15 protein-coding genes and 1 pseudogene are annotated in these 23,250 nt (G+C 74.9%); 7 read left to right on the plus strand and 9 right to left on the minus strand.

Features of this window, described 5'->3' with window-relative positions; all coding sequences use genetic code 11:
* Nucleotides 1-111: 111 nt before the first annotated feature.
* Nucleotides 112-1,575: a glycosyltransferase family protein gene (locus ABTY04_RS33580; protein WP_352217223.1), complete on the minus strand. Its 1,464-nt coding sequence runs from the start codon at nt 1,573-1,575 to the stop codon at nt 112-114.
* Between the two features lie 159 nt (nt 1,576-1,734).
* On the opposite strand from ABTY04_RS33580, the gene ABTY04_RS33585 reads away from it, so the two are divergent.
* A complete protein-coding gene (locus ABTY04_RS33585) occupies nt 1,735-3,024 on the plus strand; it encodes an ATP-binding protein (RefSeq protein WP_352217224.1) in 1,290 nt (429 codons plus the stop codon).
* Between the two features lie 109 nt (nt 3,025-3,133).
* On the opposite strand, the gene ABTY04_RS33590 is transcribed toward ABTY04_RS33585, so the two are convergent.
* The 5 genes from ABTY04_RS33590 to ABTY04_RS33610 all read right to left on the minus strand — a co-directional run bounded on the left by ABTY04_RS33590 (nt 3,134) and on the right by ABTY04_RS33610 (nt 8,302).
* Nucleotides 3,134-3,709, minus strand: coding sequence for a hypothetical protein (locus ABTY04_RS33590; RefSeq protein ID WP_352217225.1), 576 nt, complete (start codon nt 3,707-3,709; stop codon nt 3,134-3,136).
* On the minus strand, nt 3,706-5,313 hold the full coding sequence (locus tag ABTY04_RS33595) for a serine/threonine-protein kinase (protein ID WP_352217226.1): 1,608 nt from the start codon (nt 5,311-5,313) through the stop codon (nt 3,706-3,708). The genes ABTY04_RS33590 and ABTY04_RS33595 overlap by 4 nt, the downstream gene beginning before the upstream one ends.
* A gap of 119 nt (nt 5,314-5,432) precedes the next feature.
* Nucleotides 5,433-6,689, minus strand: coding sequence for a Tm-1-like ATP-binding domain-containing protein (locus tag ABTY04_RS33600; protein ID WP_352217227.1), 1,257 nt, complete (start codon nt 6,687-6,689; stop codon nt 5,433-5,435).
* A gap of 48 nt (nt 6,690-6,737) precedes the next feature.
* On the minus strand, nt 6,738-7,226 hold the full coding sequence (locus ABTY04_RS33605) for an NUDIX hydrolase (protein WP_352217228.1): 489 nt from the start codon (nt 7,224-7,226) through the stop codon (nt 6,738-6,740).
* A 56-nt stretch (nt 7,227-7,282) separates the two neighbouring features.
* Nucleotides 7,283-8,302 (minus strand): cation diffusion facilitator family transporter, encoded by a 1,020-nt coding sequence (locus ABTY04_RS33610; RefSeq protein ID WP_352217229.1) that lies wholly within the window; start codon nt 8,300-8,302, stop codon nt 7,283-7,285.
* Nucleotides 8,303-8,463: 161 nt separating this feature from the next.
* Between ABTY04_RS33610 and ABTY04_RS33615 the strand changes: the two genes are divergently transcribed.
* From ABTY04_RS33615 to ABTY04_RS33625, 3 genes and pseudogenes are all read left to right on the plus strand, one after another.
* Nucleotides 8,464-10,824, plus strand: a complete 2,361-nt coding sequence (locus tag ABTY04_RS33615) for an ABC transporter ATP-binding protein/permease (protein WP_352217230.1) — start codon at nt 8,464-8,466, stop codon at nt 10,822-10,824.
* Nucleotides 10,825-10,830: 6 nt separating this feature from the next.
* On the plus strand, nt 10,831-11,544 hold the full coding sequence (locus ABTY04_RS33620; protein ID WP_352217231.1) for a hypothetical protein: 714 nt from the start codon (nt 10,831-10,833) through the stop codon (nt 11,542-11,544).
* Nucleotides 11,544-11,981 (plus strand): annotated as a pseudogene (locus tag ABTY04_RS33625) (protein kinase domain-containing protein); the annotation flags it as partial. The gene ABTY04_RS33620 and the pseudogene ABTY04_RS33625, both read left to right, overlap by 1 nt.
* 255 nt (nt 11,982-12,236) lie before the next feature.
* On the opposite strand, the gene ABTY04_RS33630 reads toward ABTY04_RS33625, so the two are convergent.
* Complete coding sequence (locus ABTY04_RS33630; RefSeq protein WP_352217232.1) at nt 12,237-13,526, minus strand: streptophobe family protein; 1,290 nt, start codon at nt 13,524-13,526, stop codon at nt 12,237-12,239.
* Between the two features lie 188 nt (nt 13,527-13,714).
* Here ABTY04_RS33630 and ABTY04_RS33635 point away from each other — a divergent pair, with 188 nt between their 5' ends.
* On the plus strand, nt 13,715-15,022 hold the full coding sequence (locus tag ABTY04_RS33635) for a DUF6777 domain-containing protein (protein WP_352217233.1): 1,308 nt from the start codon (nt 13,715-13,717) through the stop codon (nt 15,020-15,022).
* Between the two features lie 98 nt (nt 15,023-15,120).
* The gene (locus tag ABTY04_RS33640) at nt 15,121-17,190 is read left to right on the plus strand and encodes a SpoIIE family protein phosphatase (protein ID WP_352217234.1); all 2,070 of its coding nucleotides are present in this window, start codon (nt 15,121-15,123) and stop codon (nt 17,188-17,190) included.
* A gap of 15 nt (nt 17,191-17,205) precedes the next feature.
* On the opposite strand, the gene ABTY04_RS33645 is transcribed toward ABTY04_RS33640, so the two are convergent.
* Complete coding sequence (locus ABTY04_RS33645) at nt 17,206-18,033, minus strand: DUF4328 domain-containing protein (RefSeq protein WP_352217235.1); 828 nt, start codon at nt 18,031-18,033, stop codon at nt 17,206-17,208.
* A 213-nt stretch (nt 18,034-18,246) separates the two neighbouring features.
* Between ABTY04_RS33645 and ABTY04_RS33650 the strand changes: the two genes are divergently transcribed.
* The gene (locus ABTY04_RS33650) at nt 18,247-21,291 is read left to right on the plus strand and encodes a phosphodiester glycosidase family protein (RefSeq protein ID WP_352217236.1); all 3,045 of its coding nucleotides are present in this window, start codon (nt 18,247-18,249) and stop codon (nt 21,289-21,291) included.
* Here the strand turns inward: ABTY04_RS33650 and ABTY04_RS33655 are convergent.
* Nucleotides 21,288-23,246, minus strand: coding sequence for an ABC transporter permease (locus ABTY04_RS33655; protein ID WP_352217237.1), 1,959 nt, complete (start codon nt 23,244-23,246; stop codon nt 21,288-21,290). The two genes, ABTY04_RS33650 and ABTY04_RS33655, sit on opposite strands and share 4 nt — an antisense overlap.
* Nucleotides 23,247-23,250: the final 4 nt, after the last annotated feature.

Below are 23,250 nucleotides of genomic sequence, written 5' to 3' on the forward strand. Positions count from 1 at the left end.
TCAAAACCCGCACCCGCTACGACGAAGCGACCGCCTGGTCCCACCACGCCCAACCCCATGCCGCTTGACACCGAACGACATGGGGTGTCTGACCTCTTTCTGCAACACCCTTCAGCGGCGCTCGTACACCGTCACCCGGCGGCCCCGGACCTGGCGGTCCTCCACGACCCGGAAGTACCCCTTCAACACCGCCGCCTTCGCTGCGTCCCGTGCCGCACCCGGCGGCTTCGCCACCTTCGCCGCGTCCGTCACCAGCAGCACCCGGCGCTGCGCGAGCAGCGCCGCCCGGATCCGCGCCGGGTCCGCCTCCTCGCCCTTGAGGGTGGCCGAGGCCACCGGACTCCGCTCCAGGGCGATGTCCGACAGCCCCGCGAAGGCCGCGGGGGAGACCAGCGCCGTGTCCCGCCGGGCGGCCGGCACGAACAGCACCGCGTCCCCGGGACGCCCCAGCCGGGCCACCTCGCCGGCCACCGCCAGCACGTCGTCGACGCGGCTGGCCGGAGCCCGCTTGGTCATCTCCACCGGCAGCATCGCCACCACCGCGATCGCGATCACGCCCGGTACGAGCAGGCCCGCCGCCCTCGGGAACCGGGGCCGGACGGCCCGTACGGCCGCGCCCAGGGCCGCGCCGACCAGCAGGGCCAGCCCCAGCATGCCGAACAGCACGTACCGGTCCAGGAACAGCGGCTGGACCAGGGAGATCGCGATCAGGCCCAGCTGCGGCACCGCCAGCAGCGGCAGCCCGACCGCCGCCGCCGACAGCCGCCCGACGCGCGGCCGGTCCAGCACGGCACCGAGGCCGCCGACGGCCAGCAGGATCGCCGGACCGATCATCATGTGCCAGGTCAGCGGCGGTATCCAGGACACCTGGTCGGACTGGCTCCGGCTGAACAGCACCAGCGGCAGCGCCCCGGCGACGGCGCACGCCCCGTACGCCGCCCAGCGCAGCCACACGCCGCGCCCGGCGCGCACCCACCACAGCGTCGCCGCGTGGGCGGGCAGGATCAGCAGCGAAAGCCAGTTCAGCAGTGCGCACACCAGTACCGCTGCCGCGTACGCCGTCCACCGCGGCCAGGCCCGCCGCCCGGCCGGTGCGGACAGCAGCGACACCAGCAGCAGGGTCGACAGCCCGGCACCGGCCGCGACCAGCGCGTACGGCCGGCCTTCCTGGAGGTGGAACTGCACGGCCGGCAGCAGCCCCAGCGCCAGCCCGCCGCCCAGCCCCGCCCAGAATCCGGCCAGCCGCCGCCCGATCACGGCCACGCAGGCCGCCGCGACCGCCACCGCCAGCACCGACGGCAGCCGCAGCGTGGCCGTACTCGCCCCGAACAGCCCGAAGAGCCCGTGCATCAGCAGGTAGTACAGCCCGTGCACGGCGTCGACGTTGCCGAGCATGTCCCATATCTCGCGCACCGACCGCCCGGCCACCTGCCAGGTCGCCGCCTCGTCCCGCCACACGCTGTCCTGCCGCGAGAGCCCCCACAGCCCGAGGAGCAGCGTCCACAGGACCGGGACCAGCCACACGGCGGACCGCCGTCCGGCGGCCGGACTCTCGGCGGATATGTCGGAAGTCATGAAACGGATCGGGTCCTCGGTGCGCTGCTCGGGCGGAGAGCACCAGTCTATGGACGCGGCGGACGGTTCCGGACCGGCTGTTGTGCACCGCGGAGCGTGATCGCCGGGCCAGGCCGCCCCTAGCCTCGCCGCAGGAGCACGAACGAGGGGCGGTACCCGGTGAACTGGCTCATCCACGACTACCGCGAGAGCGATCTCGCCGCTGTGGTCCATCTGATCGACACCACGGCCGAACTCGGCCAGGAGTCCGTCTTCTCGCTCGCCGAATGCATCAGCGCCCTCACCGACCGGCAGCCGTGCGTGGTCGCCGTCCACCAGGGCGTCCCGATCGGCGCGGCCCTCGCCTGCGTCACCGGTGAGCGGGCCTGGGTGATGCGGATCGCGATCGCCGCCGGCTGGCGCGGCCGGGGCCTGGCCAGCGCCCTCCTCGTCGAGCTGGAGCGGCGGCTGATCGCCGCCCGCGTCGGCCGGATCGCGTACGTCCTGCCCGAGGAGGACCTGCTCGGCGAGGGCCTGCTCAACGCCGGCTACACGCGCCAGCCCGCCGTCGCCTATTTCGAGAAGACCGAGCCGCTGCATGGACCGGCGGCCGGCCTCCTCGACGACCTCGGCGGCCGCTTCCTCCCCAACGACCTGTGGACCAAGGTCGCCGGCATGGAGCACGAGAAGGACCTCATAGAGCGGCGCGTGGTGCTGCCGCTCGCCGAGCCCGAGCGGGCCGCCGAGCACGGCGTGCGCCCGCCGCGCGCCATCACCCTCTTCGGCCCGCCCGGTACCGGCAAGACCACCTTCGCCCGCGCCATCGCCTCCCGGCTCGGCTGGCCCTTCGTGGAACTGCTGCCCTCCCGCCTCGCCGACGAGGGGAACCTGGCCGCCGCACTGCGCGACGCGTTCGCCCGGATCGCCGAGCTGGAGCGGGTCCTCGTCTTCATCGACGAGGTCGAGGAGATCGCGCCCGTGCGCACCGAGCCCGCGCAGCCCGGCGGGATCCACGGGGTGACCAACGAGCTCCTCAAGCTGATCCCCGGATTCCGGGAGGGCGACGAGCGGCTGCTGGTGTGTGCCACCAACTCGATCCGCTCCCTGGACCCGGCATTCCTGCGGCCCGGGCGCTTCGACTATCTGATCCCGATCGGCACCCCGGACGCCGGTGCCCGGGCCGCGATCTGGTCCCGCCACACGGCGGGCCGGACGGACGTGGACGTGGCGGCCCTGGTGGCGGCGAGCGAGCTGTTCACCCCGGCCGACATCGAGCACGCGGCGCGCATCGCGGCGCAGGTGTCGTTCGAGCGGGACCTGGAGGCGGTGGGCGCGCGCGGCGCGGCGGCGGCCCAGCCCGGTGCCTCCACGCAGGACTACCTGGCGGCGGTCGCACAGTGCCGCCCGACGGTGACCCCTGCGATGACGGGCGAGTTCGAGGCGGACATCACCGCCCACGCCCGCTTCTGACCGGCCTGCCACGGACAGGTCGGCGCGGCGGCCCGCACCCTCTTCCCGGAAGCGGCTGCGGGCCGCCCGTACGGACCCGGCGCCCCGGGGCCGCCGCCCCGGACCCGCGTCAGCGGGCGCAGCGGTACGTGAACCGGGTCGTCGCGGTGCGCTGCGCGGGCGAGACCAGCTGGATCCTGGCCTCGGCGGCGTACGTGCCCCGGCCCTGGAAGGTCCACAGCAGGTGCAGACGGGCCTCCTTGCGCCCGCTCGGCACCCGCTCGGTGAGCTGCTCCGACTGCGTGCCGTCGGAGCGGATCCAGCGGTACGTCAGGGTTCCCGGCCGGCCGTTGGTCCGTACGACGGCCACCACGTCGGCGGTGGAATTGCAGCCCGGACCCTGCGGGTCGGCGGCGGCGACCGTCACGTCCCGCACGTCGAGGGCCGGGCCGTACCGCTGCCAGGCCAGGTAGGCGAGCACCGCGATCAGGACCACGGCGGCCAGGGTGTAGCGGCGCCACTCCCCGCGCCGACGGGGCTGCACCGGCTGTGCGACCACGGGGAACGGCGCCGGCATGGCGGCCGTCACCCCGGGCCCGAACCGCAGGACGGACCCCTCGATCCGGTCGGGCACGGCCTGCTGAGGCTGCGGCGGCCCGCTGAACCAGTGGCTGCCGAGGACGGTGGCGCTGTAGTCGTCGCTCATGAGATCGTGCACCGCCTGATGAAGATCTGGTCGGTCGGGGAACCGTTGCCCGCGGCGGGCTTGGTGGTGGCCCGCACTCCCCAGTAGCAGCCGCGCCCGGAGAAGGTGTGCGCCTTGACGAGCGGCGCCGCGGCGCCCGGCAGGTACGTGAGGGTGTCCGGGGAGCCGTCGGGTGCGCCCAGCTTGCCCTCCGCGTCACCGGTGAACCATTCGAGCACCACCGTCACGGGAGCGGTGCCCTTCGCCTCGACGCTGACGGTCGCCTGGCCGAGGGAGGGCCCCGTCTCTCGAAGGGTGACCGACACCGCGCCGACGACCACCGTGGGCCTGGGCGAAGGCGGCGGCGTGGTGGGCGGCTTCGTCGTCGGCGCGGTGTAGGTGGGCGTCACCACGGGCGAGTGGCTCGGGCTCGGGGTGGGCGAAGGCGGCGGCGACGCGGATGCGGACGGGGACAGGGAGGGGGAGGGGGACGGCGAGGGCGTGGCCGACACGCTCGGGCCCGGAGCCGGTGTCGGGCCCGTGCTGCCGCCGGGGCTCGCACTCGACGTCGCGAACGCGTTCAGCGCGGCGGCCCCGCCGGGCTCCCCGCCGGCCGCGCTGTAGGTGAGCGCCGTCAGCACGCCCAGGACCAGGGCCGCGCCGGCCGCGATCAGGCCGCGCCGGCCGGGAGCCCAGCCCGAGGGACTCGGGAGCGTGGTCGTCGCCACCGCCGTGGTCCCCGCGGCCGGGGCGCCCGCCGAGGGGAACAGCAGCGGCAGGAGCGCGGCCAGCGCCGCGAGCTTGCGCTGCCCGCGCTCCTCCCAGTCCGGCCCGTACGCGGCGAGCGCCACGCCCTCCAGCTCCGCCACGAACGCCTCGGCGTTCTCCGGACGCTGCTCCGGGGCCTTGGCCAGACCCCGCCGGATCAGCGGGCGCACCGGCTCCGGGGCCTCGGTCTCCGGGACCGGCGCCTCTGTGTGCTGGACCGCGAGCTCCGCGAAGTTCTCCCCGGCGAACGGCTTGCGGCCGGTCAGGCACTCGAAGAACGTCGCCGTCGCCGCGTACACGTCGGCGGCGGGCGAGGCCGGCCGGCCCTGCCACTGCTCGGGGGCCATGTACGCCGGGGTGCCGGCCACCCCGGGCGTCGTACCGCGGCGGGCCGCGATGCCGAAGTCGACCAGCTTCGAGGAGCCGTCCGCCGCGACCAGTACGTTCTCGGGTTTGTAGTCGCGGTGGACGACGCCCGCCCGGTGCGCCGCGGCCAGGCCCAGCAGCGAGCCCTTCAGCACCACCAGCGCGGCCTCGGGATCGGCCTGCCCGGCCTGCTTCAGCAGGGCGCGCAGGGAGATCCCGTCGACCAGTTCCATCACGATGGCGGCTCCGCCGGGCGCCTCCACGTACTCGTACAAGCGGACCACGTACGGCGTGTCCAGTCCGCCGAGCAGCCGGGCCTCGGCCCGGAACTCCCCGACGAACGCCGGGTCCTCGCGCAGCCGGTCGCTGAGGTACTTCACCGCGACCGGCGTGCCCGTGGCCTCGTGGACGGCGAGGACCACGCGCCCGCTGCCGCCCGAGCCGAGCTCGCGGACCTGGGCATAGCCGGGCACCGTCCACACGCTGTTCATCGTCTGCCCCCGTCCGTGGCGTCACCGGTCCCGGGCCCGGTCGTTCCGGGCGGCCACACCAAGGGACACGGTTTCCGCCACGGCCGGTTCCCAACCCTGCCGGGCGTCTCGCGCGGCGGTCAGGCAGCGGCCCGCGCCGCGCCGATCATGGCGTGCAGCCGATCGGCCGCCGCCTGCCCGAAGGCCGGGTCGTTGATGTGGGTGTCGTAGTCGTACAGCCGGGCGGCGCTGCCCCGCAGTCCCTCGCGCAGCGCCGAGAACAGGGCCCCGTCCGCGTCCGGGTCATGGTAGGTGCCGCCCGGCGCGCCGAGCGTGGACAGTCCGCGGAGCGGGACGCACACGGCCGTGGGGCCGGTCGCCGCGCGGAGTTTGCCGGCGACCCGGCGGCCGAGCTCCGCGCACTCGGAGCGGGTCGTACGGATCACCGTGATGGACGGGTTGTGCACGTGGACCCGCCGGTAGCGGGCCCGTTCCGGCAGGGTCTCCAGCGGGCCGAACTTCACCATGTCCAGCGCCCCGAGGCTCACCACCTGCGGGATCCCGGCCCGGCCGGCCGCACTGAGCCGGTCGGGACCGGCGGTGAGGATGCCGCCGCACAGGTCGTCGGCGAGCTCGCTGAGCGTGAGGTCGAGGACGCCGGCGAAGATGCCCTGGCCGGCCAGGGTCTCCAAGGTACGGCCGCCGGTGCCACTGACGTGGAAGACCAGCACCTCGTAGCCGAGTTCGGTCAGCCGTTCGCGGGCGGCGTCCACGCCGGCGGTGGTCACGCCCGCCATGCTCGCCGCGATCAGCGGGCGGGATCCGGCGCCGAGGCGGGCCGGGCGGTGCAGTTCCATGGAGGTCCGATCGAAGGCCTTGGCCATGCCCGCGGCCGCTTCCACCGCGTTCGCCATGACCGGCGCGGAGATACTGTTGATCCCCGCGATGTCCACCACGCTGTACATCATCGTGATGTCCGAGGATCCGACGTACGGGGCCACGTCCCCGGACGCCATGGACGAGACCATCAGCTTCGGCACGCCCAGCGGCAGTGCGCGCATCGCCCGAGTGGCGATGGAGGTGCCGCCGCTGCCGCCTATGGCGAGCACCGCGTGCAGCCGGCCCTCGGCGTGCAGGCGCAACAGCGTCGCTTCCGCGCCCTCGGCCATCGTGGTCACGGCCGCGCCCCGGTCGGCGGCCGTGCGCAGTTCGGACAGTTCCGTTCCCGCGGCCCGGGCGACCGTTTCGCGCGGTATGTCCGCGGGCACCCGGGGATCTCCCATGATTCCTGTGTCGATCATGATCACTTCGACGCCGGTGCGCAGCAGCCTCTCGCGCAGCCAGCCGTACTCGACACCCTTGGTGTCCAGGGTTCCCACCAGCACGACGTTCGTCATGTGTGCAATGTCCATGCAGCGGGGGTTTGCTGGCAAGTCAAGGTCGGGTCAACCTGCCAGAAGCCCCAACAGTGCGTCCAGGAAGGGGATCTGAGAGGGGATCATCTTGGTTCTGGCCATCGGGGGAGTGAACCAGGCCACCCGGTCCAGCTCGGGGAACTCCTGCGTCCGCCCCGAGTGCGCAGGCCACTCCATCGTGAAGGTCCCGGGCACCATCAGCGCCGGATCGAGATCCGCCCGCACGGCCCAGATCGTCACCTGCTTGCCGCCCGGGATCCGCCGCTCGCCCAGCGGGAGGTACGGGCCCTCTGGCGGCGGCAGGCCGATCTCCTCGGTGAACTCCCGGCGCGCCGCGTCGACCGGGGTCTCGTCGGCTTCGTACTCGCCCTTGGGGATGGCCCACGCCCCGTCGTCCTTGTGCTCCCAGAACGGGCCGCCCATGTGGCCGAGCAGCACCTCGATGCCGTCGCCCGCCGGGGCGGCGGACCCGGCGGGCGTGCGGAACAGGAGCAGTCCGGCACTGCGCTTCTGCGTCATGCGGGCATGTATGCCCCGTGGACCGGCCGGTCAGTGCGCCGTGTGCCGAGCGGCCGTCAGTGGTCGTGCGGGCCCTGCCGGTGCACCGGGCCGTGCGCATCGGCGCAGTGCGGGTCGGCCGGGTCCTCGCCCGGGCGGCCGACCGTGAGCAGGGTCTCCTGCACGTGGTCCACCTGGAGGGTGGTGTGCGTGATCCCGTACTCCTTCTCCAGCAGCCGCTCCAGGTCGCGGCGTACGGCGTGGCAGTCGCCGGCCGGTTCGACCAGGACGTGCGCGGACAGCGCCGCCTGCCCCGAGGTGATGGTCCAGATGTGCAGGTCGTGCACCTCGGTGACGGGCGGGTGTCCGACGAGCCGGTCGCCCACCGCGTCCGGGTCCATGTGCGCGGGGGCGGCCTCCAGGAAGATCCGGCCGGACTCGCGCACCAGCCCGTAGCCCGCCTTGACCATCAGCACCACGACGACGAGCGTGGCGATCGCGTCGGCCTGCACGAAACCCGTGGTGAGGACGATCAGACCGGCGACGGCGGTGCCGATGAAGGCGAACAGGTCGTTCAGGATGTGCTGGTAGGCGCCCTCGACGGCGAGCGAGGAGCGGTTCGCCCTGGAGATGCACCACGCGGCGGCCACGTTCACCACGATGCCCGCGAGCGCCGTCACCAGGACGAGGCCGCCCGCCACCGGCGGCGGATCGAGCAGCCGCCGCACCGCCTCGTAGGCCAGCCAGGCCGCGAGCAGGAGCAGGGTGAGCCCGTTGGCCTGGGCGGAGAGTATCTCCGCGCGCTTGAGGCCGTACGTGAACCCGCCGCGCGCCGGGCGGGCCGCGAGCCGCATCGCGATCAGGGCGAGGACGATCGAGACGGCGTCGGTGAGCATGTGGGCGGCGTCGGAGATCAGCGCCAGGGACTGGGCCACGATGCCGACGGCCACCTCGACCGCCATGAAGGCGCCGATCAGGCCGAGTGCGATGGCCAGCCAGCGCCGGTCGGCATCCGCGGAGACTCCGTGGCTGTGACCGCCGTGGCCGCCGCCGTGGCCGTGGTCGTGGTCGTCGTGCGCGTGGTCGTGCCCACTCATGGCGTCCCCCGTGTGTTCGGTTCCGACGCGTGAAGTGAAGCGCACCGTGACGCAATGGGCAAAGGCTGCAACGGGGACCGTTGTCATTACCCATAAGAGGCTGCTGACCTGCGGTGATTTCGATTCCTGCCGAGCTCGTCGGATCGTGGGAAAATCTGTTCATGGTCCAGCGCCCCGGTGTGCCGACCGCGCCCGAGCTCGTCCTGCAGACCGCCACGGGCTCCACCGCGATGGTCCCGGGCCGGACGTACCACGTCGGCCGGGACCCCCTCTGCGAGATCTGCCTCGACGACGCCCGCGTCTCCTGGCACCACGCGATCCTGCGCCCCGAAGGCGACCACTGGACCGTGGAGGACGAGGACAGCACCAACGGCACCTGGGCCGACGGCCACCGCATCCACGAATGGAGCGTCGGCGCCGGCAGCGAACTGCGCTTCGGCAGCGCCGCCGACGGCCCGCGCGCCCTGTTCGTCGGCCCCGCCCCGGTCGGGACGCCGCCCGGCGCCCGGCCGTCCTCGGTGTCCCACCCGTCCCTGACCGGCACCTTCCGCCGGCCCACCGCCGTGCGCCCGCTGCCCTCCCGGACCGCCGTGCGCATCGGCCGCGCTCCCGGCAACGACCTCGTCATCGACGACCTCGTCGTCTCCCGCCGGCACGCCGAGCTGCACGCCCTCGCCGACGGCACGTACGAGATCGCCGACCTCGGCAGCCACAACGGCACCTTCCTCAACGGCACCCGCACCGACCGCGCCCCCGTCACCGAGGGGGACATCATCGGCATCGGCCACACCGTCCTGTGCCTCGTCGGCGACCAGCTCCAGGAATACGTCGACACCGGCGAGGTCTCCCTCGACGTCCAAGACCTCGCCGTCGCCGTCGACCACGGCCGCAAGACCCTCCTCGACCACGTGTCCTTCCCCGTCGGCGCCAAGTGCCTGCTCGCCGTCGTCGGCCCCAGCGGAGCAGGCAAGTCCACCCTCCTCGGCGCCCTCACCGGACTGCGCCCCGCCGACCACGGCACCGTCCTCTACGACGGCCGCGACCTCTACCGCGACTACGCCGAGCTGCGCAGCCGCATCGGCCTGGTCCCGCAGGACGACATCCTGCACGCCCAGCTCACCGTCCGCCGCGCCCTCTCCTACGCCGCGGAACTGCGCTTCCCGCAGGACACCGCGCGCGCCGAACGCCAGGCCCGCGTCGACGAGGTGATCGGCGAACTCGGACTCGGGCAGCGCGCCGACCAGCCCATCCACAGCCTCTCCGGCGGCCAGCGCAAACGCGTCTCCGTCGCTCTGGAACTGCTGACCAAGCCCTCCCTGCTCTTCCTGGACGAGCCCACCTCCGGCCTCGACCCCGGCATGGACCGCTCCGTGATGCACATGCTGCGCGGCCTCGCCGACGACGGCCGCACCGTCATCGTCGTCACCCACAGCGTGCTCAGCCTCGACGTCTGCGACCGGCTGCTGGTCCTCGCCCCCGGCGGGCGCACCGCCTACTTCGGGCCGCCCGAGGAGACCCTCGGGTTCTTCGGGTTCGCCCAGTGGCCCGAGGCCTTCGAAGCCTTCGAGAACCAGCAGGGCCGCGACTGGGCGCAGGAGTACCGCAGTTCCCCGCAGCACCGGACGTACGTGCAGAACGCCGCGCGGCAGCCCCGGCTCGACGGGGACCGGTCCCAGGCGGCCGGCTTCGCCGCCCCGCCGCCCAAGGCCCAGAGCTGGGGCTCCCAGCTCTCCACCCTGATGCGCCGCTACGCCGCGGCGCTCAGCGCGGACCGCACCTTCCTCGCCATCATGATCGCGCTGCCGTTCGTCATGGGCGCCATGGCCCGGGCCCTGGCCGGCAGCACCCTCACCCAGGAGACCGCGATCAACGCGCTGCTCATCCTGTGCGTCGGCGGCGTGCTGACCGGCGCCGCCAACGCCGTACGGGAGCTCGTCAAGGAACGCGTCATCTACCAGCGGGAACGGGCCGTCGGGCTGTCCAGATCCGCCTACCTGATGTCCAAGGTGCTGGTGCTCGGCGCCGTCACCGTCGCCCAGGCGGTGGTGCTGACGCTGGTCGCCCTGTACGGGGTGGACACCAACGCCCCCGACGGCAAGGGGGTCCTCCTGCCGCCCCTCGTCGAAATCACCATCGCCGTCGCCCTGCTGTCCTTCACCGCCATGATGCTCGGCCTGCTGGTCTCCGCCCTGGTCAGGAAGGAGGAGGTCACCATGCCCCTGCTGGTCCTCCTCGCCATCGTCCAGGTGGTCTTCTGCGGAGCCCTGCTCCAGCTGGACGGCGTACCGGTGATCGGACAACTGGCCTGGCTGGTGCCGTCCCGGTGGGCGCTCGGCGCCATGGCCGCCACCATCGACCTCGGCGCGATCGTGCCCGGGAAGCTCACCGACGACCCGCTCTTCGCGCACAGCGCCGGGGTGTGGCTGCTGGACCTCGGCATGCTGGTGGCGCTGTCCGTCCTGTTCGGGGTGCTGGTCCTGCGGCTGCTGCGCCGCCACGAACCCGCGATCATGCGGAAGTAGGCGCCGATGACCAGCCCCGCCGGGCCCGGCGACTTCCACCCCACCCATGTGGTCCCCCGGGACGGGATGCCCGCCTGGGAGGGGCCCGACGTGTCCCGGCCGACCTCGGCCCTGGACCCCTTCCTGCCCGTTCAGCTGCTGTCCCGGCGCGGGGAGTGGGGGGAGGTCCTGTGCGCGAACGGGTGGTCCGCCTGGGTGGACGGCAGGCTCCTGGTCGCCGTCCCCCAGTCCCCGCCGACCGGCGGTCGGCCCCTGACGCACGCCGAGGACCCGCTGCCGCTGCTCGCACGCGCCGCCGAGGCCCTGGAGGGCTACCGCAGGGCCGCCGCGGAACTCGCCTCCGGGCACGTCGACGCCGAGGTCTTCCGGCAGGCCACCCGGGGAGTGCGGGCCGGCATCGTGGTCGACGGGGAGTCCGTCTGGCTGTACGACGAGGCGACCGGGCGCTGGATGTACGGCGACGGGACCCGCCTGGTGACGTACGCGGTCGGCGAGGGGCCCGGGGACCCGGCCGCGCCCGAGCAGCCCCGGCGGCCGGAGCGGCCGGAGCAGCCGGAGCCGCCATCGCCGCCGCAGGCGCCGGGCGGCGGGGCGGACCGTGGCGCCGGGACCGGCGTACCGGCGGACACGGCGCAGCCCCCGCCGGCCGGGCGGGACACCGGTCACGAACCGACGCGGGTCGTGACACCTCCCGAGAGCCCCGGGAGAGGAGGGCGGTGATGGCCGCCGAGTCCCCCGGCGGGCGGCCGTCCGACCTGCGGGGCAAGCAGATCGCCGGATACCGGGTGGAGAGCGAGATCGGCCGCGGCGGCATGGCGGTCGTCTACCTCGCGCGGGACCTGCGGCTGGACCGGCCGGTCGCGCTGAAACTGCTGGCCCCGGAACTCGCCCGCAACGACGTCTTCCGGCAGCGCTTCGCCCACGAGTCGAAGGTCGCCGCGGCCATCGACCACCCGCACATCGTGCCCGTCTTCGAGGCGGGCGAGACCGACGGACTGCTGTACATAGCGATGCGCTACGTCCCGGGGCAGGACCTGCGCGCCCTGCTCGACCGCACCGGGCCGCTGCCGGTGGAGACCGCGGCCCGGATCGCGGGCCAGGTGGCCTCGGCACTCGACGCGGCGCACGACCACGACCTGGTGCACCGGGACGTGAAACTTCACGGCGGCCCTGCGCCGGGCCGGGGCGGAAGCCGCCGCGCCGTCCGCCGCCCCGGCACGCCGGCATCCGCCGACGGAGCCCTCGGCCGTGGACGGGCCCCCCGCCCCGGGCCCCGCGCCGCAGCCGCCGGGCTGGGCGCTGCCGGTGTTCCGGCCGAGGGGGAGCGGCGCGGGTCAGGCCTGACGGTGGCGGTGGCGTCTCCCGAGAGGGCGCGGATCCGCTCGGTGGTGCAGCCGACGGGCAGGGGGGCGTCATCCGTTGGTGAGCGCAGACGGCTTCTCGACGAGGCCGCTGCGGTGGACCGGGCGGGCCAGCAGCGCGCCGAGGAAGCCCGCGAGCGCACCCCAGACCAGGGCGAGGCCCACGTTGCGCCACAGCACCGGGCGCAACTCCACCACGCCGCCGAGCCCGCCGACGTCGCCGATGCCCAGCAGGGACAGACCGAACCGGGCCTGCACACCGGCCACCAGGCACACCGCCAGCGTGGCGAGGGCGAGGGACACGCCCAGGTGGAGCGCGTGCTGCCAGGCCCGGACGCCGGCGGGGGAGCGTACGGCCGCCAGGAAGCCGGTGGCGAGCAGCAGCACGGCGGCCACGGCCACCAGCCACCAGGCCCGGGAGTCGTGCCGGGCGAGGGTGGCCACGTCGACCCGGGACGGGTCGTGCCCGCGCAGCACCTCGTCCAGCAGCTGCGGCACCGGCAGCCCGAACGGCCCCTCGACCTTGCCGTCCCAGGCTCCGCCGAGACCCAGGACGAGCGCGAGCCAGACCAGGTTCGGCAGGCCGAGCAGGATCACGGCGAAGGTCCGGTCCGCATGGCCGTGCGTGGCGGCCACTACGAGACCGACGCCGACGCCGAGAGCCACGTACGCGAGGAGCAGGGCCACGGTGGCGAACGCGGCGGGCCGTACCGCCGCGTGGAAGCGGACCAGCCGGGCCGGGAGCGGCGCACGGCGCGAGATGAGCAGGGCGATCAGCAACAGGCCCAGGACCCAGAGCAGTCCGAAGAAGAGGGTCGCGGGCAGGGCGGCCCGGAAGCCGACCGTCGGGGAGGAGTCGAGGAGTTCGGCGAGGTCGGCGACCGGGGAGTCGCCGGTGGCGATGCCGAAGGACTGGCGGGCGAGGAGCCCGGCGCCGGTGAGGGCGAGCAGCCACAGCAGGACCAACGGGACGGCATGGGCCAGGAGCTCCCGGGGCCGGGCCACCGCCCGGTTGTGCAGGGGCCGCAGGAAGAGGGAGCCGGCCGTCAGGGCCCCGGCCAGGCTCACCGAGAGGGGGAGTACGGACAGGCTCGCGTCGGCCTCGGCGAGGAAGCCGGCCCCGCCGGTCACCTCGACCGATCCGCCGACCGCCATCACGACGACCGCAGCGACCACCCGGGGGAACGCGCCGCCCGGCAGAGCGGTCGCTCCCGCGCAGGCCAGACCCGCCGCGGCGACCGCGGTCATCACCGCGAAGCCCGCCACGACGGCAACGAGGGCGTCCCGCCATGCCCTCGCGGAGCCCCCGGACACCTGGTGCGGTGACGACGCACTGCTCACGCTGCCACCGTAGGCACGCTCCGCTTGCGGCCACCACCTGAACGGCACACACAATGGTCCGCACAACCCATGAAACCCATGAAACCCGAGAAATACTGACACTCCGCATATTTCCCTCCAGGAGATGGGGGATGCGCTGCGGAACGCCGACAGGGGACCGGAACTCCTCCGCCCGGGAAGAAGAGCCCGTGACCACGCAACCCTCCGGCCCCGGCGGCCGGGAGCCGCAGCGGCCGACGCAGTCCTCGCAGCCGCCGGCGGAGCGCCCCACCGGTCCTCCGTCCGGCCCCCTCTCGGGCGGGCGGCAGGGTCCACCGCCGCCCGCTCCGCCCGCTCCGCCCGGAGGCACTCCGCCGGGACCGCCCGGACCACCGGCCAAGGGACCCTGGTGGCGGTCCGGGCCCCGGCTGGCCACCGCGCTCGTCGCGGTGGCCGCCGCCGTGGTCCTGGCCGTGGTGCTGACCCGGCCGAGCGGCTCTCCCGCCGCGCGCGGCGAGGTGTTCCTGCAGCCGGCCTCCGCAACCGGACCGGCCCCGTTCACCGAGTCCACCGCGGTGAACGAGGCCACGCCCCCGCCCGAGAGCCCGCCGCCACCGCGGAGCGCGACGCCCGCCGCCACCACCGGCACGCGCAGCGTCAGCGGTTCGGCGCCGGGCCTCTACGGAGGTACCCGGGAGACGGCGAGCTGCCACGTCGAGCAGCAGATCCGGCTGCTGTCCGCCGAGCCCGCCAAGAACGCCGCCTTCGCCTCGGCGCTCGGCATCCGGCCGTCGGCCGTACCCGTGTACCTTCGCTCGCTCACCCCGGTGCAACTCCGCATGGACACCCGGGTCACCAACCACGGCTACCGCGACGGCAAAGCCACCGCCTACCAGGCGGTCCTCCAGGCCGGGACCGCCGTGATGATCGACGACCGGGGGGTGCCGCGGGTCAGGTGCGCGTGCGGCAACCCGCTCGGCCCCCCGGTCCCGCTGAAGGCCGGCCCGAAGCGGCACGGGCAGCCGTGGAGCTCGTACCAGCCGGCGAAGGTGGTGGTCATCGAGCCGGCGACGACGGTGGTCGACAAGTTCGTGATCTACGACCAGCACGACCGGCGCTGGTTCGAGCGGGACCGGGGCGACCACCACGGCAAGCACGACAAGCCCGTGCCGCCGCCCGTGGTCCCGTCCGTGCCGGTCACGCCCACGCCCCCGGCCCCCGAGACCTCTCCCGCGCGCCCGGCACGTCCGACCGAGTCGCACCTTCCGTCCGGGCCGCCGGCCACGACGCGGTCCGCGCAGCCGTCGGCGCCTGCGACCGCGCCTCCTTCGGCACAGCCGTCCGCGCCTCCGTCAGCACCGCCGTCGCAGCCCCCTTCGAGGGCCGCCGCACCGTCGGCCCACGGCCTGGCGTCCCCCTCCGGGATCACACCGGTCCCGGCGACCGCGCCGCCGCCGACCGCCGCGGCGGACGCGGACACCGGGGCGGAGGCGGGCACCGGAAACGGCACCCGCTAGGCGGCCGGCGGGCCCCGGTGCGGCCGGGCGGGTGCCGTGCCGGGACCGTCGCCACCGCTTGTGCGGCACGCGTCCGGGAACGGTGAGACCCTGGCTGCATGGCCGAAAGGGGAGCGAGCCCCGAGGTCGACTGGCCCGCACAGCCGGACATGAGCCTCGCGCTCAATCGCATGGGCACCTTCGACTGGGACCTCGACAGCGGGCAGATGTATCTGGATCCCACCGCCCTCCAGGTCATCGACCTGCGCCCGGAAGAGTTCAACGGCACGCCCGACGGACTGCGGGCACGGGTGACGCCCGGCGAAGAGGTCCGGCTCGATGCCCGCGTTGCACAGGCCATCAAGGACGGCCGGAGCCATTACGGGGCGTACGTCCGGACCCGGCGCCGCGACGGAACCCCGGCCTGGACCCACATCCAGGGCCACATCCTGCGCGACGCGACCGGCCGCCCGTACCGGATCATCGGGATCCTGCGCGACGCCGCCCACGACCCGGGCGAGCCCGGCGCCGGCGGGGAGCAGGCCGAGGGGCGGCGCCGGATGACCGGCGTCGTCGAGCGGACCAGCGCGATCCTGGCCCACGCCCGCACCGTCAACGACGTGACCGACGTCCTCAAGGACCCCGAGGCCCTCGGCCACCTCGGCGCGGTCAGCGTGATGCTGGGCGTCGTCGATGGCGGCCGGATCCACCTCGTGGCGGAGGGGCAGCTCGGCTCGTACGTCCCGGAGATTGAGTACACCCGCATCAACGCCGGGTTCCCGATGAGCGAGGCCGTACGGACCCTCCGGCCGGTCTTCATCGCCTCGCGGGAGGTGTTCCAGCAGAACTACCCGGAACTCTGGCCGTACATCGAGCCGCTGTCCGTGCGCAGCGGGGTCTACCTGCCGCTGATCGCCCAGGGCCGGGCCATCGGCGCACTCGGGCTGCTGTACAAGCGGGACGGAGACTTCACCGCCGAGGAGCGGAACCTGCTCGTCGCACTCGGCAGCGGCATCGCGCAGAGCCTCCAGCGGGCGATGCTCTTCGAGCAGGAGCACGACCTCGCCGAGGGCCTCCAGCGGGCCATGCTGCCGCGCCGGATCCCGGCGGTGCCCGGCGCGCTGATCGCCGTACGGTACCGGTCCGCCCGGATGGGGCGGGACATCGGCGGCGACTGGTACGACGTGATCCCGCTCGACGGGGGCCGCGTCGGGGTGATGATCGGGGACGTGGAGGGGCACGACACGGACGCGGTGGCTGTCATGGGCCAGCTGAGGATCGTCCTGCGGGCCTACGTCGCCGAGGGACACACGCCCGGAACGGCCATGGCACGGGCCTCGACGTTCCTGCGGGAGCTGGAGACGGAACGCTTCGCCACCTGCACCTACGCAGAAGTGGACCTGAACACCGGCATGCTCCAGATGGTCCGCGCCGGCCACCTCGACCCGGTGGTGCGACGCGGCGACGGCAGCTGCCACCGGGTCCAGGTCGCCGGCGGACTCCCGCTCGGCCTGCCACCGCGCGAGCGGTCGGGATCCGGCTCCGGGTACCCCGTCACCAGCTTCGAACTCCACCCCGGCGACACCCTGGTGCTGTGCACGGACGGTCTGCTCGAACGGCCGGACGGCGCCCCCGAAGCCGGCATGCGCGAACTCATGGAAGCGGTCAGCAGCGGGCCGGTGGACGTCGAGGAGCTCGCCGACGTCCTGTGCGACCTGGTCGGGGACGCGGGCGTCGGGGACGACATGGCCCTGCTCCTGCTGCGCCGCCGCGGCACCCCCGCGCCGCGCGGCGGCGGCCCGCTGCGCCTGCGGCTCACCCCCGACGACCCCGAGGGCCCGGCGATGGCCCGCCACCTGATCCGTGCGGCGGTGGCCGCATGGGGCGCCGGGGAGCGCTCCGACGGGATCGAACTGGCGGCGGACGAGCTGATGACCAACGTCCTCGTCCACACCGACGGCGGCGGCCACGTCAACGTCAGGCTGACCTCCGAGGGCCGGATCCGGATCGAGGTCGAGGACTCCAGCAGCGCCCTGCCGCGCCGCCGCGAGGCGGGCGACTGGGCGGTGTCGGGGCGCGGCCTGCTGCTCGTGGACCAGCTCGCGGACGAGTGGGGCGTGGAGCCCCGGGGCAGCGGGAAGTGCGTGTGGTGCGAGTTCACCGTCCCGGGGCACGCTGCGGCGCCGTGAGCCGCGGGGCGGGGGTCAGACCGCCGCGTAGGGGCCCTGCGCCGCCTTGGTCGTCTGCATGGCCGTCAGCCTGCGGACGAAGACGATGGCGAGGACGGCGGCGGCGACGGCGATCAGGTCGGTGACGGTCCCGACGGCGGAGGCGGTGCGCAGGGCCTCGGGAGTCTCGGCCCGCTGGTACAGCAGGCTGAAGAGGCGGTCGAGCGCCAGCGAGGCGACCCACATCACCCACCAGGCGTTGAGGGGCGCGGGGGAGACCTCGCGGTAGGAGCCGTCCGGCCCGAGCTGGGTGCTGGCGATCCAGATCTGCTTGGCGATCCGGAACGGCATGACGAGGTTGCCGAACGGGACGAACCAGCTGCCGACGGCCCAGCCCCGGGTCTGCGAGAACCCGGTGGGATGGAAGATCTCGCCGTTCACGCGCACGCAGTGGAACCAGATGACGAAGACGACCGCCGTCACCAACATGATCAGGAACTGGAGGACGCCGGCGACGGTGGTCAGGACGTCCCCGCGGTGGAGCGCGCCGTCGCCGACGCCCGTCGGGTCGGCGATCACGCTCTGCATGAGCGACAAGACGTACACGCTGATGCCGGCCGAGAACAGGTTGACCGCGGCCGCGACCGCCAGCAGCGCGGCGGCCGCGACCGACAGGCCGCGCGGCGAGCGCAGCACGTCCGCGGCGGGCCGCGGTCCGGGGTACGGAACGCCGGGGTACGGCCCGGCGGGGTAACCGGGCTGCGGACCGGGGAAGGGCTGCGGACCCGGGTACGGCTGAGCGGGGTACGCCTGCGCCGGGTACGGCTGCGGAGTCGGCGGGCCCGGCGGCTCGTTGAAGGACATGCGGTGTGTACCCCCCACGGGAACATGCGACATCGGTGTGCGGGTGCCCGCTGACCTGCGGCGGGCACGCTCGAACCATGCCAGCCCGCAATCCGGCGGCCAAATCCTTAAGTGCGCCCGCACGCGACCCCCATGACGGGGCGAATGGCTGGAACCGCGGGGCACTAACCGCTGCGCCGCCCGGGGCGGCGCGCAGTGGCCGATCCTGCCAGCGTGCTGAGCCTCCGTCCGCTGCTGCCCGTACTGCTCGCCGCTGCCGTCGCCCTCGCCGGCCCCGTCGGCGCCACCGCCCCCTCGGCGCAGGCCGCCGGGGCCGACTCCGACGGTATGGAGACCGCCCGTACCGGGCGGCAGATCGCCCCCGGCATCCGGCTGGAGTCGTACGACCGGCTGGAGTCCGACCGCTGGCTGCGCATCGACGAGCTCCTCGTCGACCTCGGCGGGAGCGGCGGCCTGCGCGCCGAGTACCTGGGCGGCCGCGGCCCGGCCACCGTCGCCGAGGCCGCCGCCCGCCACCCCGCCGGGCCCGGACGGCGCGTAGTCGCCGCCGTGAACGGCGACTTCTTCGACATCCGCGGTACGGGTGCACCGCTCGGCCCCGGCCTGGGCGGCGGCCGGCTGCTGCACTCCGCGACCCCCGGGCCCGCCGCGGCCCCGGCCGCCGGGTTCGGCGCCGACGGCAGCGGCCGGGTCCAGCACATCCGGCTCGACGGCAGCGTCACCCTGCCCGGCGCGGCGGTGCGCCCGCTGACCGGCTACAACGCGGCCCGGCCGGCTGCCGAGGGCCTTTCCGCGTACACCTCCGACTGGCCGGGGAAGGAACTGCCCGCCGTGGGCACGGCCGTGGCGGTCCGGGACGGCCGGGTCACGGCAGCCGCCCCGCCGGTACGCGGCCCCGCCCGCCGGGAGCGCCCCGAACCCGGCACCACCCTGCTGGCTGCCGCCGCCGACGGCACGGCGGCCGCCGAACTCGCCGCCCTGCGCCCCGGAGACCCGGTGGCCGTCGCCGTCCGGGCCGTCCCGGACACCGGGCCGGTCCCGGTGGCGGCCGTCGGCGGCCGGGAGGCCCTCGTGGTCGCCGGCGTCCCGCAGAACCACGACGGCGAACCGAACAACACGGCCGCCCCGCGCACGGCCGTCGGCTTCTCGCGCGACGGGCGCCGGCTGCGGATCCTCACGGTGGACGGCCGCCAGCGGGACAGCGGCGGCCTCACCCTGACCGCGCTGGGCCGGCTGATGCACCGGCTCGGCGCGTACGAGGCCCTGAACCTCGACGGCGGCGGCTCCTCGACCCTGCTCGCGGGGCTGAGCGGGGCTACGGCCCTGGCGCTGGAGAACTCCCCGTCGGACGGGCAGCCGCGGGCCGTGCCCAACGGCATCGTCCTCACGGCCCCGGCGGGCTCCGGCCGGACCGCCGGCTACCGGGTCGAACCGGTCGGCGGCACCACCGAGGACCTCACCCGGGTCTTTCCCGGACTCACCCGGACCCTTGAGGCCACCGGCCACGACGCTCTGCTGGGCCCGGCCGCGGGCGCGGCGGCGTGGTCCGCCGACGGGGCCGGCACGATCGACTCCGCCGGGGTGTTCCACGCCGTGCGCCGCGGCCGTGCGACGGTGCACGCCTGGCGCACGACGGCGCACGGCGTCCTCCCGCTGGAGGTCCTCGGCCCGCTGACCCGGATCCGGTCCACACAGGCCCGGATCGGGCTGGCGGAGCAGAGGGAGAGCGCGGGCTTCCGGCTGATCGGGTACGACGCCCAAGGCGCGGCCGCCGTCGTGGAACCCCGGGACGTGGCCCTGGAGTTCGACCGGTCCCGGTGGAGCGTCGCCGAGGACGGCCGAGGGGGCTTCACCGTCACCGCCCTCGTGCCGCACGCCACCGGCCGCCTACGCGCCACAGTCCGCCCCGCCGGCGCGACCGCCGCTTGGGCCGCCTCCGGCGCGACTGCCCGGGCCGCGTCTGGTGTGCCCGCCCTGGCCGACGCGGCTGCCCTGGTGGCCCGGGCCGTCTCCGGTGCGGCCGTTCGGGCTGCATCTGGCGCGGCTGTTCCGGTCCTTGCCAGTGTGGATGCCTGGGCCGCGTCCGGCGTGACTGCCCGGGCCGCGTCTGGTGTGCCCGCTCCGGCCGACGCGGCTGCCCTGGTGGCCCGGGCCGCCTCCGGTGCGGCCGTTCCGGTCCCTGCCGGTGCGAATGCCCGGGCCACCGTCGGCGTGACCGCCCCGGGCGCCTCCGGTGCGGCTGCCCCCGCCATCGCCGGCGCCGCCGGCCCCGGCACCGTCGGCGTGAGCGCCGAAATCGCCTTGGGTGTCGGGTTGGTGACCCTTCCCCTTGCCGATCTGGCCGACGGCGCGGCCTGGACCGGCACCGGTGCCTCTCCGGTCGTCGGCGGGCACCCCGGGCCGGGGCTCGCCCTGGACCTGCCCGGGGCGGCGGTCGACCGGAGCGCCGCCCCGCCCCGGGCCCTCCCCGTCCCGGAGCTCGCCCGCTCGCTCACGCTCTGGGTCGGCGGCGACGGTTCCGGGGCGCGGCCCGCGGTGGAGCTGACCGACGCCGACGGGGCCGCCGTCACGGTGCGCGGGCCCGCCGTGGACTGGACCGGCTGGCGGGAGATCTCGCTCGCGCTCCCCGCCACCGCGCAGCGGCCGCTCACCGTGACCCGGCTCTCGGCGGCCGGCGGGACCCGCCCCGGACGGCTGGTGCTCGACACGCTCGGCGCCCGCACCCCGCCCACCGGCCCCGCCGCCGAGCCGGTGGTCCGGGATCCGATCGTGGCCACCGAGGCCGGGGTCCGGGCGCGGCCCTGGCGGTTCGCCATCGGGCAGGCCGGGGACGCCGGGGCCGACCCCGTGCTGACCGGCGCCGGCGGACCGGGGTCCGTGCACCGCGGGGTACGGTTCCTGCCGCTCGACACCACCCGGCGCACCCTGGACGGCGGCGGTCTGTACCGGATGCGGGCCCTGCGCAAGGGTCTGGAAGCCGCCGCCCGGGAGCCGGGCACGGGGGCGCTGGCCGTCGTACGGGCGTATGCGCCGGACACCGTGGACCGCAAGGAAACGGCCCTGACGGCGCACCTGCTCGCCGAGTTCCGGCGTACCACCGGCAAACGCGCCGCCGTGATCACCATCGGCGCCCTGGGCTTCGCGGCGGGCCGTTGCGAAGGCGTCCTGTCCGTCGAGGCCCCGCGCACCGGCCGGACCGTGGTCGGCGTCGACGCCTTCGCCTCCGGGGACTGGCTCGCCGTCCGGCACGTTCCCTAGAGCTGTACGAGCGTGACCTCGGTCGCTTTCACGCTGGTCCACACCTTCGAGCCGTCGACCAGGCCCAGCTCGGCCGCAGCCTCCGGGGTGATCTCCGCGACCAGGTCGGGGGCCTCGGCCGAGCCGACCAGCACGCGCAGCCGGCTGCCGACCGCGGTGATCTCCCGTACGGAGCCCTGCCAGACGTTGCGGGGGCTGCCGCCCGGGCGGTCGCGGTGCACGGCCACCGCCTCGGGGCCGATGATCGCCAGCGCCCGGGACCCCTCGGGCAGCGGGTCCGCCGCCACCAGCCGGCCCCCGGAGGCGAGTACGAGGCCGTCGGCCGACGCCGTGCCGGACCAGGCGTTGCGGCCGAGCATGCGGGCGACCCACGGGGAACGGGGATGGCGGGTGACGTCGGCGGGCGGGGCGTCCTGGAGGGTGCGCCCGCCGGCGAGTACGAGGACCCGGTCGGCGAGGGAGACGGCCTCGACGGGGTCGTGCGTGACGATGAGGCAGACACCGCCGAAGCCGGCCAGGTGGGTGCGCAGGGTGTGCCGGACGCGGGCCCGGGTGGTCTGGTCGAGGGCGGCGAGCGGTTCGTCGAGGAGGAGCAGGCGCGGCCGGGCGGCGAGGGCGCGGGCCAGGGCGACCCGCTGGGCCTGGCCGCCGGACAGCTGGGCGGGTTTGCGGTGGGCGAAGTGGCCGACGCCGAGCCGGTCGAGCCACAGCTGCGCCTCGTGACGGGCCTCGGCGCGCGGCACCCCGCGGGCGCGCAGTCCGTACGCGGTGTTGGCCAGCGCGGTCAGGTGGGGGAAGAGGGCGCCGTCCTGGGGGACCCAGGCCACGTGCCGCTCGTGCGGGGGCAGGGCCGTGACGTCGGTGTCGCCGAGGCGGAGTTCGGCGTGGGCGCGCGGGGTGAGGCCCAGGAGGGCGCGCAGCAGGGTGGTCTTGCCGGCGCCGTTCTCGCCGACGACGGCGATGGTGGTGCCGGGATCGGCGTCGAGGGTGAGCTCGTTGAAACCGGTGACGGCGGCGTGCAGGGGCCAGTGGCCGCCGTCCTGGAGAGCGGCGGCGGGCAGGCCGGCCGGGACGGGGGCGGGCGGCGTCCGCTCGGGTTCGGCAGCCGCGCCCGCAGCCTCCTGCCTCGTCCCCGGTGCCTCGTCGGGCCCGGCCGCGACCGGGGTGCCGGTCCAGCGGCCGCGCAGGGCGATCAGTACGGCCATGGCGATCAGGAGCAGCAGCAGGGAGACGGACGTGGCGGCTTCCGGGTTGTCCTGGAGCAGCAGGTAGACCTGGAGCGGCAGGGTCTGGGTGGTGCCGGGCAGATTGCCCGCGAAGGTGATCGTCGCGCCGAATTCGCCGAGCGCGCGGGCCCAGGTGAGCGCGGCGCCGGCGATCAGGCCGGGCGCCACCATGGGCAGGGTCACGGTGAAGAACACCCGGACCGGCGGGGCGCCGAGGGAGGCGGCGGTCTCCTCGTAGCTCTGCTTGAGGCCGCCGAGCGCGCCTTCGAGGCTGATGACGAGGAACGGCATGGCGACGAAGGTGGCCGCGACGACGGCGCCTGACGTGTGGAAGGGCAGCGTGATGCCGAACGTGCCTTCGAGCCAGGGTCCGAGCAGCCCGCGGCGGCCGAAGCCCAGCAGCAGCGCCACACCGCCGACGGTCGGCGGCAGCACCATCGGCAGCAGTACCAGGGAGCGGACGAAGGCCTTGCCCTTGAAGGGGACGCGGGCCAACAGCCAGGCGAGCGGCACGCCGAGGAGCAGCGAGAGGCCGAGGGCCCACAGGGACACGTACAGCGACAGGCGCAGTGCCTCGACCACGCCGGGGCTGGTGAGGTGGGCGCCGACCTCGCCCCACTGGGTGCGGCCGAGGATGCCGATGAGCGGCATCAGCAGGAAGGCGATGGCGAGCAGCGCGGGGAGCGCCAGGGTCACGGGGGGCCGGGTGCGGGTGCGGTGTCTGCTCATGTGG

The organism is Streptomyces sp. NPDC097981 (assembly GCF_040302565.1).
Classification (GTDB): Bacteria; Actinomycetota; Actinomycetes; order Streptomycetales; family Streptomycetaceae; genus Streptomyces.